We start from the raw sequence: 13724 nt of genomic DNA, 5'->3' as shown, positions 1-13724 counted from the left end.
GTCAGATCCGCGCCCGGATGCCGACGAAATATTTCGCGCCATAATAGTGATACTGACGGCTGCTTCCATAGACCGGCATGTAGGTCGCTTTCGGTTCGTTGAAGATGTTGAGCGCCTCGAAGCGGAGCGAAACACCTTGCATCAAGTTTATCGAGGCGCGGAAGTCGAATGTTTCGCTGGGCGCGACAAAGCGCAGCTGGCTGTTCCCGCCCACGAAGTCCTGAAAATAGCTCGACCGGTAATTGTAGATCGCCTGCAGTGACACCGGGCCGATGTCGTAATAGGCTTGTGCCGACAGCACATGCTTTGAGTAGCCCGAGAGCCCGGCCGGCGGGATGATACCGGAGCTGACGGTGTCGGTTTCCGGATCGTAGACGTCACCGAGGCGGATATCCTGCGTTTCGAAATTCGAGTTGGCGTAATTGTAGCTGACTTTCGCGCCGAGCCCGTCCAGCGGCTTGGGCAGGAACGAAAAGCGGGTAGCTGCGGTCAGTTCAAGCCCATAGACGCGCGACTTGTCGGAGCTGTTGCGCGTCTGTGTCACGGGGATCGACACCGACTGACCGTCGATCGTGAAATCCTCGTTGAATACGACGGGCTGGAAACCGCCGGTGAACTGCTTGTAATAGACGGTCGCCGAGAGAAGGCTGTCCTTGTTCGGATACCATTCGACCGCCAGGTCGCCGTTCCACGACATCAGCGGCTTCAGGCGCGGGCTGCCGTTTGCAGTGATGTTCCGGATGGCATCCTCCACCGAGCTGAAGCTGGTGCCGTCCTCGAGCACGATCGTCCGGCCCGCGCCCAAGGCGCTGGGATTGGGGCGAGACATCGCACGATAGGCGGCCGCACGGAGCAACATGTTCGGCGCAACCTCGAAGATCGCGTTGACGCTGGGCAGGATGCGCGTGCTGCCGCTCTTGATCGTCACCGTATCGAAATCGCTCGACGCGACGAGGCGGATCGACCCGTCGGGATTGTTGACGATACTGAGGTCGCTGCGCAGCCCGTTCGACGTCACGTCGGTCTTGACGACGCGGACACCGAAATTGCCTCGCACCGGCATGCTGCCGAGGTCGCCGCCATATTCGGCCATGACATAGCCCGCGAGCGTGCGCTCGGTAACGTCGCGGTTGGCCACCGAACGAATCTCGGCGGGAAGTCCGGGATCCTCGGTGCCCATATATTCGCGGAACAGACAATCGACGTCGAAGGTCGCCCAGCTATGGATGCTATTGCCTTCAGCGGCGGACAGGTAACTGGTCTGGGGAAACGCCTGACGGCAGAGGTTGTTGATGCGACGATCCTCGGTCATCGCCGGGTTCAGGTTGAAGTCGCCATTGCGTATGTCGTAATCGCGGTACGTCAGGTGCGACCAGCGGACGCCGGCTGACAGCGCCTTGAGGAAGCCGTCCATCTCGTATGCGGCGTCGAACCGACCGGCATATATTTCGTTGCGGCGCTTGCTCTCGTCGCGCCGAAATCGCGCATCGTCCCAGAAGAGATTGTGATTGTTCAGGTCGAAGCGCGGATCGATCGTGATGGTCGGAACGAAGCTGCCAGGCGCGATCGAATATGTATAGGGCACGCGCATATTGCTCGACGTGAAGCCGTTGCCCGTGACGCTGAAGAAATTGCGAACGTTATTTACGTCGAACGGATCGGTGCGCAAGCGGACATTCCGCTCCAGTTCGGTGCGGATCGTGCGCGAATAGCTGCCGTCGAGGGTGACGGTAAGCCGGTCGGTTGGCTGCCATGCGACCGAGAGGCCGCCGCCCAGATACTCCTCGGATCGCGACAGTTCCGATCCGTTGGACTCGAGCGATGAAAGGCCATTGAGGCTCTGGATGATGCCATTCTCGTCGAAGACGACGTTGGTAAGGCCGAACCGGCCTTCGGATATATTCAGGTCGCGCCGGCTCTCGACGAACGTGCGGTCGGAATATTGGACGTCGAGATTGACATCGATCGTGTCCGACGGCTGCCACTGGATCGCGCCGAAGATCGCGTCGCGCTTGTCGGTCTCGCTGATCTGGCGGAAGGTGTACGCATTGGGGACGAGGTAGAAGGCGCGGTTCTGGCCATATTCCGCGCGCGTATATTCGTCGCAATTGTTGTTCGCGACGACCGGCGCTGCCTGGCAAGCGGTCCAGGTCGACGAGGCCGCATAGGTTTCTTCGGGGTTATTCGTATCGTTGCGCTGGACGCCGATCGCAATGCCGATCGTGTCGTTCGCGAACTGGTCGACGTAGCTCAGCGTCCCGCGCCAGCCGACGCCGCCCTCGCGGCCGGTGATGCGGTCCCCATAAGGATTATATTGCGCTTTGAGTTCGCCCTGCAGACGCCGCTTGCCGAAGTCGAGCGGTCGAAGCGTGCCGATCTCGATAGTGCCCGCCACGCCGCCCTCGACGAGGCTCGCCTGCTGCGTCTTGTAGATTTTGATGTTATTTACCAGTTCCGACGGGAACTGGTTGAAGTTGACCGACCGGTCGCCGCTGCCGTTGGTCGCGTCGCGGCCATTGAACGTAGAATTTGACAGGAACGGGCCGAGCCCGCGCAGCGCGATCTCCGAGGCATCGCCCTTCTCGCGGTGGGTCGTCGCACCGGTGATCGTCTGGATCGCCTGCCCGACCGAGATCGCCGGGATGTCACCGATGTCGTCGGACGACAGCGCATCGACGATCGCGGTCTCCTCGCGCTTGGTGTTGATGGAATTCTGGATCGTCTCACGGATACCGGTGACGATGATCGCCTCCTCCTCCACCTTCTCCTGCGCTGCAACAGTCGCATCCTGCGCCATCACGGGCATTGCGGCGACCGCCATCGTCGAAGCTGCACCCGCCAGCAGCGCGGCACGCAAGCTGCGCGCGCGCAATGAATTGCGAGAATTCACATCGTCTCTCCCTGTATATCGATTCTGTTCTGGCAACTGCTGTCCAGCATTATGACCAGTTTGTCAACAATTGTGTATGCTGGATTGGTTAGTCCACTTTGTCCGACCTATTTCGTCAGCGAACAAGCTGGCTCCTTAGTCCTGGCACTGCCCGGGCGAGCGCTTGAGTTACGAGCTTTGCGGTCACCTCGGCTCCCACATCGCCAAGATGGGTGTAATCGAATTTACGCGTCACCTGTCCGCGCGCACCGTCGCCGGTGATCGGCGCCGGCTCGGGGGGCGCAGGGCGCGCAGTCAGCGTTGTGCCCGCCTTCGCCGCAGCAAGTTCCTCGGCGGTGGGCGGTTCCTGCGCGAGTTTGGTCGCCATCTCGGGGCCCATTTCCTGGGTCTGCGCAGCGCTGAGCGCATTCAGGTCGACGAGCGGCACGTCCAGCGCCTTCGCGACGCCGCGAACCTGATCGGACCAGGTGGCGAGCGTGTTCTGGAGCTTGCCGTCCTTGAATTCGCGGCGTGTCAGCGGGGTGACGAGCACCGGCGTCGCGCCGACGGAGCGTACCTCTTCGACAAAGCGGCGGAGGTTGGCGGGAAACTCGGTCGTCTCGTCGGTCCAGCGCTCGGGCCGCGTCGACTGGTCATTGTGGGCAAACTGGATCAACACCCAGGTGCCGCGATAGCCGGGCACCTTCGCTTCGGCGAGGGCGATGTCCCAGCCACCTTCCTGACGATAGCTGCGCGTGCTGCGCCCGCCGCGCCCGGCGTTGAGGCACGCGACCGACGATTTGACGTGACGCGAGCAGAATGCCCCGCCCCAGCCGCTGTGCGGCGCCATGGTGGAATCGCCGACAAGGATGATCTTGTACGGCTCGAGCGGCGGCGCATCGGTGCGCTCACGAGTCTGAGCCTGTGCTCCGCTCGCGAGCAGGGCGGCTGCGGCGACAGTGGCAACCCCGCGCATCACGAGAAAGCCAACCCGCCGTTGATGTCCAGGCAGACGCCGGCGAGGAAACTTGCTGCCGGTGACGCGAGGTAGACGATCGTGTCGGCGACCTCGTCGGGATGGCCTTCGCGGCGCAGCGGTGTGTTTCCTGCCACTGCGGCGCGGCCCTCGGGCTTCGAGAAGATGTCGTGAAAGCTGGTGCCGATCAGTCCCGGGCAGACGGCGTTGACGCGGATGCCCTGCGGTCCGAGCTCTTTGGCCATCGCGCGCGTGTAGGTCATCAGGGCACCCTTCGCGGTCGCATAGACCGAGGCTCCGGGGCCGCCGCCGTCGCGGCCCGCGAGCGACGAGACATTCACCACCGCCGAGCCTTCGCCGAGGAAGGGCAGTGACGCCTGCAGCACGAGGAAGGCCGACTTGAGGTTGAGCGTCATGACATGGTCGAAGAAGGCCTCGTCCATCTCGCTCAAAGTCTTGCGCGCGACCATGCCGCCCGCAAGGTTGACAAGGATGTCGAGTCGGCCGCTGAACGCGGTTCCGACTTGTTCGAGCATCGCCTTCACCGCGGCGCCGTCGGTCACGTCGGCCTGGATCAGGAAAGCGTCGCCGCCCGCGTCCTTGATCGTCTTCAGCGTTTCTTCGGCGGCTTCGCGGCCGCTGTTGTAATTGATTGCGACGCGAACACCGGCGCGGGCGAGCGCGATCGAGACCGATCGGCCGATGTCGCGGCCACCGCCGGTGACGAGCGCGGTTTTCCCCTGGAGAGTCATGTGATGCAGTTCCTTATTCTTGGATGTTGGCAGGCTTGACGGAGACCGGAGCGACGCGACCGCCGACCAGCCAGAAACACAGGAAGGAGATGGGCACGATCGCCGCGGAGAGCGCGAAGATCGGCGCATAGCTCGTCTCGGTGAGCACGGGGACGAGCCAGGTCGTGATCAGCGTGCCCGCGACCGCGGCGGTACCGCTGATCCCCGCAAGGCTGCCGACCGCGCCGCCGCCGAAATAGTCGCTGGGCAGCGTCTGGATATTGCCGATCGCCATCTGGAACCCGAAGAGGATGCACGCGATCAGCAGCACCGCGGTGAGCGGATCGCTGGCGCCGATCGTCAGCAGCAGCGCGGGCAGCATGATCGTGCAGCCGATCGCGATGGTCGTCATGCGCGCCTCGTGCACGCCGCCGCCCTTGCCGATGATCCGGCCCGCGAGCCAGCCGCCGAACAGGCTCCCCAGCATCGCGCCGACGAAGGGCACCCAGGCAAAGAGCCCGATCTGCTTGACGTCGAAGCCGAAGGTCTCGGCGAGATAGATCGGCAGCCACGAAACGAAGAGCCACCACACGGGGTCGAGGAAGAAGCGCGACAGGATGACGCCCCAGCTCTGGCGATAGCGGAGCAACTCGCCGAGCGGCACGCGGCGGTCGTCGTCGCGGCCCGCCTCGGTGCGCCCGGTCAGGATATAGTCACGCTCTTCCTCGCTCAGCCCCGGATGCTTGTCGGGGTCGGCCTTGTAGAACCAGAGCCAAGGGACGAGCCACACGAAGCCGAGCACGCCGATGAGCAGGAAGGTGCCGTGCCAGCCGAACTGGACGAAGAGCAAGGCGATCAGCGGCGCCGACACGATGCCGCCGAGCGAGGCGCCCGCATTGAAGATGCCTTGCGCCAGCGCGCGCTCGCGCGAGGGGAACCAGAGCGCGTTCGCCTTTGCCGCGCCGGGCCAGTTGCCCGCCTCGCTGATCCCCAGCGTCGCGCGGAGCACCATCAGCAGCGGCATCGAGCGCACCAGCGCATGCGCCGCGATCGACAGCGACCAGATAACGATCGAGATGGTGAAGCCCATCCTTGTGCCGATCGCGTCGAAGATGCGCCCAAAGAGCGACTGGCCGAAGGCGTAGAAGATCATGAAGATCGTCACCAGCAGCGCATAATCTTCCTTCGAGGCGCCGATTTCCTTCGACACCTCGGGCCACATCACTGCGAGCGCGTTGCGGTCGATGTAATTGATGACAGTCGCCAGCGCGATCAGCCCGATCACGCACCAACGGAAGCGGCCCTTGATATTGCTCATTTCTTCGCTCCGGTCTTGGCGAGGTCGAGGCGGCCGACGGGGCCGGTCCAGACGAGGGTCCGGCCCTCGACGCTGACGCTGTGCTTGGCATCCGCCGCGACATCGTCCGCGACCGCGAGTGCGATGCGGCGACCATCGACGAGGGTCACGAGGACGAGATCGACGCCCTTTTCGCGGCGATGCTCGAGCCCCGCGACGCGCGCGCTGCTCGCGATGACGGTCTCGGCCGAGGCATCGTACGCGCCATGCGGTTCGAGCAGGCTGACGAAAGTCGCGTCGCCCGCACCGTCGAGCCGCTGAATGACCACCGGCTCGCGGCGGAGGTTGAAGTCGGGATCGTTGGCGCCGCTCTCGGCGACGATGAAGCGCGCGCCCGCGGGTGGCAGCATATGGTAGGAGTAAAAGCGGCTGCCCTGCATCCAGGTGAGCCGCGCCTTGTCCGCCTTGCTCCCCTCGCCGTCGACCCACAGATGCTGATAGCCGTTGGCCTGGCCGAGCACCGGGCGCTCGGCGAGCTTCCGCTCGAAGGCGATGTCGCTGTCGATGATATGCCCCGAAAAATGCAGCGGCAGGTCATAACGATGCCTGCCGCTGCCAGTCCCGTGGAGGATATCGAGCGTGAGGGGATTGGCGAGGCCTTCGACCTCGGCGAGCAAGAGAGCGCGGCGGATCTGGACGCCCTTATAGGCGTGGTCGATTTCGCCGATCGCGTAGCGCGTCGGGCCATCGAGCGAGGCCGCGAGCTGGCGCGTGCCGAACTTCTCGCCCGCCTTCCAGTCACCCCCGAAGTGACTTTGTTCGTCGACGACGAGGGTATTGTGCGCAATCGTCGCGCTCGCCCAGCTGTCGTTTTCGGGGAGATAGCGCCCACCCTGCTTCGCCTCGACGTTGAGGAAGCGCGCGGCGCCATAGTCGGTCACGACCGCGCCGGTTTCATCATAATAGAGCCATCCGAGCCTGTCGAAATGGCCGTGCCCCATGCCCTGGACGGTGTTCTTGGCGACGAGCAAGGGACCGGTTGGATCGGCCTTGGTGCGCAGCAAAACGAGCGCGCCGCTCTGGCCGTCGGGACCGTCCGAAAGCAACCGCGAACCGAACCGCCACGGCTTGGCCCTTCCCGCGGCGAGGTCCGCGGCCATCGCCTGCCCCGCCGGCGTCAGCACCGTCCGCCCCTGCCAGTCGGCGATCGACAGAAAGGTCGGGTCCCTTGTCGCACCATAGGCGATGGCGACGGCGTGATAGAGTTCCTCGGTGCGCAGACTCTTGTCGGGCATCGCGTCGTTGATCGGCAGGAAATAGCCGTCGTGCGTGATGTCGATCGCAGTGCGGATCGCCTTCAGAACGATGCCGTCGCGATACTCGAAAATCTTGCGGTTCGGGTCATTCCTCGCAATCGCTTCTGCAAAGACGACAAACGGCTGGAGAGCGTAGCGCTGATAATAGGGACCTTCGGCATAATAGCCGTCGGGCGAGAAGAGCAAATCGAGCTGGCGGAGGAAGCCCGCCTTGCCGCTCTTGTCGAGCCCCAGCAGCGCCTTGTCGACAAGGTCGCGGTCGCCGAGCAGATAGCCCGACAGGCCGACGCCTGCGGCGGCCCAGGTCGCATGATTGTGAATGCGATCGATCACCTCGGGCGAGCCGTCCGACAGGAAGCGCGCCATCGGGCGGATCACATTGTCGTCGATGCGCTTGCGGTCGGCGGCGGAGAGCGCATCGCGGATTTCAGCATAGCCCTGCACCGCGTTGACCAGAAACACGCTGTCGTTGAGGCTCTGCCAGAACAGGCGCCCCGGCACCTGGTTCGACGCCGCGGGATGCGGCCCAAGCTTTGGATAAAGATCGGCATAGGCGAGCAGCAGGTCGCGGACATGGTCGCGGTAGCGCGCGTCGCCGGTCAGGCGGAAAAGCTGGCCGCCTTCGAAGATCACGCGATAGTTGCGCTTATGCTGCTCGTGCGTGAAGCCGCCGCCCGGATCCTTGGGCACCGGCACGTTGACGCCGGACTTGATCGATGCCTCGACGTCCCGCCGCGCGCGATCGACCTCGCCCGCGAAGAGGGGCGCATAGGCTTGCGGCGACGCCGCGGGCGGGGCTTGTGCGGCCGCGGGCGACGCTGGCAGCGTCGCGGCAGCGAGCAGGAGTGCAAGGGTGCGGGTCACGGACGCGCCTCCACGACATTGCCGGTGACCTGACCGCGCGGCGGACCTTTCCACGCAAGTTCCTCGATCCGCGGCGCGGGCGTCGCAGCGAAAGCGTTCGACGCGATCCGCGTTTCGGGCGCACCGACCGAATGGATGACGAGGATGCCGTCCGATTTCGCAAAATTATTCTGTGCAATTTCGGTGTGCTGAGCGCCCGAGATGCGCAGCGAAGCGCCGTCACGGCCGCTGCCCGCGACCCTCGATCCGGTCATCGCGAACCACGGACCGAAGGTGCTTTCGTCGGTGCCCTTGCGGAGCAGATCGGCGACCATCGCGACGCGCGCGAAATTGCTGTCGGCGATCGTCAGCCGCTCGATCGGATACCAGCCCTTTGGTTCCTGCTCGCCCGTCGCGGCAACAACGACACCCATCTCGGCGAAATCACTGTTCGTGATCTTCACGTCATCGGCGAAAGTACCCGGCGCCATGACGATGCCGTCGACACGCCCTTTGCCCGGTCCGCGCACAGATACGCCATCGAGCGCAATACTGTAGTTGGGAGCGGCGCCGGACCCGACGGTAATCAGGGCGGCTTCGCCGGATACGGAGCTGGCATCGACGGCCAGATTTTCAAGGCGGAGCCCGCCGCCACCGGCGATATCGGCAAGAGCCGACGCGACACGCAGCACCGGCTTGGCATCCTTCACCCCGGCAATGGTCAGCCGATGGCGGAGTATCAGCGGTGCCGAGACTTCGTAGGTACCGGCCGCGAGCGCGAGCGTGTCGCCCGCCTTCGCACCGGCAAGCGCCTGCGCAAGCGAAGCCCCGTCCGTGAGCGGCCGCGTGACCCCGGTGCCGAACGCAGCTTCGGGCGGATCGCCGCGATACCAGCTGGCACCGACTTCTTCGCGGGTCACGGGCTTTAAATCGCGCGGCGCGCCGACCGCGGCGAGCGCGGAGTCGGTTGGGTAGAGCAGGCCGTTGGCGGCGCGCTCGAGTATCACGTCTCGCTGTTCGACACCTACACCCAGCAACGGTTTTTCGACCTTGGCCTCGACATTGCCGGCAAAGGCGATGCCTGCGATCTCACCCTCGGCGCGGAACGGATCCTGCCCCTTTGCGCCAACGATCAGGTTGCGCTCGAACTTGCTGTCGACGGGCGCGGCGGATCGCTCGGCGTCGGCACCGGCGGCCAGCGTGATGCGCGCGCTGTCGATGACGCTGTTGTTCTCGATCCGCGCGTTCGCCACCTGGTGGTAGCGATTGATCACCGAATTGGGGACACCGTTCATCACGCTGAGCGCGCTTTTGAACGAGGTGCCGGCGAGTCCCTCGAAATAATTGCCGCGAACGGTCTGGTCGCGATTGATCACACGCACGCCCCCGGTATCGGCGACGCCCTTGCCGAGGAAGATATTGCGCTCGACAAGGTTGCCGTTGCCGTGGCGCAGCACGAACGCGCCCTGCGCTTCGAGTACCAGATTTTCGCGCAGGATATTGCCGCCCGACTTGACCGAGACGATCTCGACCTCGCCGCTCGTGCGGTCGAAGATGTTGCGCTCGACGATGGTATTGGATGCGGACAGCGATTCCTCGCTGGTGCCGATACGGATCGTCTCGCCGCCGTTCGAACCCAAGGGCGGGCGCGGGCCGAAATAATTATGATCGATGCGGTGGCGGTTGTCGAGCGGATCGCCCGCGCGGCGGATTACCGCGAGCGTCACGCCCGAATTGGTCTTGCCCTCAAAATGGGAATGGTCGACGCGGTTTCCGGTGCCGTAGAGCGCGACCCAGATATCCTCGGCGCGGCGGTCGGCCTTGCTGAAACCGTCGATGACGACCTCGGTCACGCGCGTATCGCTCGCGAGCGTTTTGGAATCGCGGCGGAAGCTGATCACCTCGCCCGTCGGACTCGCACCATTTTTGAAGACGAGGCCCGAAACCACGAGGTGCTGGCCGCCGATGCGCAGGTTCGACTGGCCGGTGACGAGCACCTTGCCTTTGCTCTGGGCGGTCAGCGTGATCGGCTTGGCGGCGGTCCCGGTGCCGGTAAAGACGATCTGGAAATCGCGCCATTCGCCGTCCGCGAGGATGATCGCGTCGCCCGGCTGCGCCTTTTTCACTGCCGCCCGGTACTGCGCCTGGTCCGATACCAGCATGTCGCGCGCCCACGCCGGATGCGCCGTCGAGGCCAGCATCGCCCCCACAAGAATCGCCTTTATCTGCACGTCACCTCACCCTTTTTTTGATTCTCGGAAAGTGGTCTATACAAGAGGTATGACAATATCAACTGGTTTGCGGTATGTAATAAAGGTTGACATATTGGTCTGACAAAGCGAGCGTCCCGCAAAACAATGCCGAATAGGGAGAGTGGGATGATTCGGGGCAGCCTCGTGCGCGGTTCGCGCGGCAACATCAATTTCGCGGCGGCGCTGCTGGGTTCGACCGCGCTCGCGATGCTCGCCGTCCCTGCGTTTGCGCAGGGCACAGAGGCGCACGGTACAGACGAGACAGGCGATGAAGCGATCGTCGTCACCGGCATCCGCAGCTCCCTTGCCACCGCGCTGGGCGAGAAACGCACCTCGGACAATATCGTCGAGGTCATCCAGGCCGAGGACATCGGCAAGCTGCCCGACCAGAACCTCGCCGAAGTGCTGGAAAATGTCACCGGGGTCCAGATCACGCGCCAGGCCGGCGTCGGCAATGCCGTGCAGATCCGCGGCACCGACGCCAACCGCACCGAGATCAATGGCGTATCGACTGTCGGATCGGGCGCCGGCCGCTCGGGCATCAGCTTCGAGGATCTTCCGGCAGCGTTGATTGCCTCTGTCGAGGTCACCAAGGTCCCGACCGCTCAGACGATCGAGGGATCGGTCGGCGGCACGATCAACCTGCGCACGATCCGTCCGCTCGACCTTAAGGACCCGCTGATCGCCGCACGCGCGCAGATGGAAAACAGCGACCTGTCGAAAACGACGCTTCCGCGCCTCTCGGCGACTCTCGGCAACCGGTGGGATACCGGCATCGGCGAGATTGGCATCGTGGTGAGCGGCAGCTATGCGCGGCAGGACGTCGCGTCGTTTCGACCGCGCGTCGATCGCGACGCCGTTGTTCTTCCCGGATCGGGCCCTAGCGCAGAAGCCTTCCCGTTTCTCCGTATCCAGTTCCTGCAGCAAGGACTCGAAAATCTCGAATATGAGACGTACAACGGCACCGCCGCGCTGGAGTGGAAGCCCAACGACGATCTCAAATTCTATTTCGACGCGACGCTGAACAACCAGCAGCGTGGGCAACAAAGCCACCGCGTCCAGGTGTCGGGCACCGCGACGCCTTCCGTGGTCGACGCTATGAACAATACCGATTTCGAGACCGTCGATTTCGGAACGCTCGACGGCCCGAACGGCCCCATAGATCTCGGCTCGGTACAGGCTGCAGTTGCCGGCACGATAGGGATCGGCGGTTCGACGGGAACGGTCATCGACCCGAATCTCAGGATGTCGAGCGACACTGGCGCCCGAGTGACCAAAAGCCGTGTGTTCGACCTCGGAACCGAGTGGCAGATCACCGAAAAATTGCATATGCGGGCGGAAGCTTCGCTTTCCACTTCAAAGTCGGACTTCCCGAACTTTTCGACGACCCTCGACTTCATCAACCCGCGCGGACCGCAGCCGGTTATCGGGCGAAGTATCGATAATGGCGTACCGCTCGAATTCGACCTCAGGAATGGGACGTTGCAGTTTGGGATCGACCAGGCGAGCCCCTTCGCCCCATCGACCGCCGAACTACTGGACCCGGCAAACTATCAACTGCAGCAGGTCACCCAAGGCGCCAATTCTACCGATAACCAGGAACGCGCGGCGCGGCTCGACTTCACCTACGACACCACCGACCTCAACCCCTTCGTGACCTCGATCGACTTCGGCTGGCGCTGGAACCGCACCTCGGCCGAGAACAGCGAATTTTCGAACAATGTCAGCCTGACCAATACCACCACCGCGTGGAACCGGCCGTCGGGCGACCTCTTCTCCGACATCCTGATACCGGGGCCGAGCAACTTCAACGCCGCCGACGGGCGCCGGCTCTATTTCCCCGACTTCCTGCTGATCGACGGCGGCCTCGCCTTCCGCGATCCGGCGAGCGTCCTCGCGGCGCTCAACGAAGCGATTGCGGCGAGCAATGCCGCGCGCACGCAGGGCCCCGCGGTCGCCTCGCTCGCGACGCCGACCGAATCCTTCGCGGGCTTCTTCAGCATCAAGGAGACGACCAACGCCGCCTATTTTCAGGCGAATATGGAGGGCGAAATCGCGGGCATGCCGGTGCGCGGCAACGCGGGCTTCCGCTGGCTGCGCACCAGGTTGTCGTCGACCGGCAACAATATTGCCAACGGCACGGTCACCGGCCAGACGGTGGCGAAGAGCAATTATAATTTCCTGCTGCCGCGATTCAGCCTGGTGCTCGAGCCCGCGGACAAATTGCTCGTCCGCGCCGGCATCGCGCGCGATATCCGCCGGCCCAATTTCGACACGCTGTCGACTTCCTTCTCCTTCGGGACGGGCGCGAACACGCCGGTCGCGGTCGGCAACCCCGATCTGGTTCCCGAGGCGGTGTGGTCGTTCGACCTGTCGGGCGAATATTATTTCGCGCCGTCGAGCCTGGTCAGCATCGGCTTCTTCCACAAGAGCCGCACCAATTTGTTCGCGCAGCGGCAGGAAGATCCGGCGCCGAATCTCGATGCCAACGGCAATCTCAACATCTCGATCGACCCCGCCTGCCCCGGCGGCGGCATCTACAACCCGATCGCCAATCGCAACATCAACAATCCGGTCCAGGGCGTCGGCATCTGCGTGCCGCGCAGTTCGACCTTCAACGTGCCCGGAAGCACGACGCAGACGGGGATCGAGGTCGCCTTCCAGCACGATCTGTCGGCGTGGGAAGACACGCTCGGTTTCGCCTCGGGCTTCGGCGTGATCGGCAATTTCACCTATCAGAAGACCGGCGGCTCTGCGCGCGAATATCGCGTCGCCGACGGCCCGCGGACTGTGTTCACCCAGCTCGGATTCCCGAATTCGCGCGACCTGATCACGCTGACCAACCTGTCGAAATATGCCTATAACGCGACGCTTTTCTACGACAAATATGGGTTGAACGCGCGTCTGCGCTACACATGGCGGTCGAGCTATGTGTCGAACGACCCCTTCTTCTTCGGCCTGCCGCTGATCAACGGTGCGCGCGGACAGCTCAACGCCAGCATCAACTATGACATCACCGACAATATCAATGTCGGGGTCGAGGGCATCAACCTGCTGCGCGGCGACCAGAACCAGTACTGCGTCAACAACAAGGCACTGCTTTGCTTCCAGGGGCTTACCGATCGCCGCGTTACCGCAGGGGTCAGCGTGAAGTTCTAACCGCCGATTCTGCGGGGGCGCGCGCGGTGGATGCGGCTGCAGGACGGATGGGATTTGCCCCGTGAAAATCTCGCGCTGGCGACTGGCTCCCGATGCCAATGGTCGTCGCGAGGCGGATCAAAGATCGGGCAGCCCTGAAAGTCGCGCACACGACAGTGTTGGCCCGAGCAGGTTCGTGCCGTTGCCATTATGACTTATACAGGCGAAGCTGCACCAGTGCAGCGCGATGGATCCTACCCGTGCATCGCAAGATTTCGGCAAGATGTTCAGGACCTGCAATG

Annotated in this window: 7 protein-coding genes; 1 reads left to right on the top strand and 6 read right to left on the bottom strand. The window is 63.7% G+C overall.

Features of this window, described 5'->3' with window-relative positions; translation table 11 throughout:
• Window position 1: 1 nt before the first annotated feature.
• The 6 genes from ATE67_RS02400 to ATE67_RS02375 form a co-directional block, all read right to left on the bottom strand.
• Window positions 2-2890, bottom strand: a complete 2889-nt coding sequence (locus ATE67_RS02400; RefSeq protein ID WP_231728015.1) for a TonB-dependent receptor — start codon at window positions 2888-2890, stop codon at window positions 2-4.
• A 115-nt stretch (window positions 2891-3005) separates the two neighbouring features.
• The gene (locus tag ATE67_RS02395) at window positions 3006-3845 is read right to left on the bottom strand and encodes a rhamnogalacturonan acetylesterase (protein WP_058815065.1); all 840 of its coding nucleotides are present in this window, start codon (window positions 3843-3845) and stop codon (window positions 3006-3008) included.
• Window positions 3845-4597 carry an SDR family NAD(P)-dependent oxidoreductase gene (locus ATE67_RS02390; protein WP_058815064.1) on the bottom strand — a complete coding sequence of 251 codons (753 nt, stop codon included), beginning with the start codon at window positions 4595-4597 and terminating at the stop codon, window positions 3845-3847. Before ATE67_RS02390 ends, ATE67_RS02395 begins: the two co-directional genes overlap by 1 nt.
• 13 nt (window positions 4598-4610) lie before the next feature.
• The gene (locus ATE67_RS02385) at window positions 4611-5894 is read right to left on the bottom strand and encodes an MFS transporter (RefSeq protein WP_058815063.1); all 1284 of its coding nucleotides are present in this window, start codon (window positions 5892-5894) and stop codon (window positions 4611-4613) included.
• Entirely contained in the window at window positions 5891-8053 is a 2163-nt protein-coding gene (locus tag ATE67_RS02380; protein WP_058815062.1) for a heparinase II/III domain-containing protein, read from the bottom strand. Before ATE67_RS02380 ends, ATE67_RS02385 begins: the two co-directional genes overlap by 4 nt.
• A complete protein-coding gene (locus tag ATE67_RS02375) occupies window positions 8050-10233 on the bottom strand; it encodes a polysaccharide lyase 6 family protein (protein ID WP_058815061.1) in 2184 nt (727 codons plus the stop codon). Before ATE67_RS02375 ends, ATE67_RS02380 begins: the two co-directional genes overlap by 4 nt.
• A 177-nt stretch (window positions 10234-10410) precedes the next feature.
• Between ATE67_RS02375 and ATE67_RS02370 the strand changes: the two genes are divergently transcribed.
• Window positions 10411-13443 carry a TonB-dependent receptor gene (locus tag ATE67_RS02370; RefSeq protein WP_058815060.1) on the top strand — a complete coding sequence of 1011 codons (3033 nt, stop codon included), beginning with the start codon at window positions 10411-10413 and terminating at the stop codon, window positions 13441-13443.
• Window positions 13444-13724: the final 281 nt, after the last annotated feature.

The sequence above is a fragment of the Sphingopyxis sp. H050 genome, assembly GCF_001468265.1.
Classification (GTDB): domain Bacteria; phylum Pseudomonadota; class Alphaproteobacteria; order Sphingomonadales; family Sphingomonadaceae; genus Sphingopyxis.
Note: the sequence above shows the minus strand (reverse complement) of the source record. Positions and strands in the feature narration are given on the sequence as shown.

Coding starts and splice junctions, on each gene's coding strand:
- ATE67_RS02370 (WP_058815060.1), top strand. CDS start 10,411: ATGATTCGGGGCAGCCTCGTGCGCGGTTCGCGCGGCAACATCAATTTC.
- ATE67_RS02395 (WP_058815065.1), bottom strand. CDS start 3,845: ATGCGCGGGGTTGCCACTGTCGCCGCAGCCGCCCTGCTCGCGAGCGGA.
- ATE67_RS02375 (WP_058815061.1), bottom strand. CDS start 10,233: ATGCTGGCCTCGACGGCGCATCCGGCGTGGGCGCGCGACATGCTGGTA.
- ATE67_RS02385 (WP_058815063.1), bottom strand. CDS start 5,894: ATGAGCAATATCAAGGGCCGCTTCCGTTGGTGCGTGATCGGGCTGATC.
- ATE67_RS02390 (WP_058815064.1), bottom strand. CDS start 4,597: ATGACTCTCCAGGGGAAAACCGCGCTCGTCACCGGCGGTGGCCGCGAC.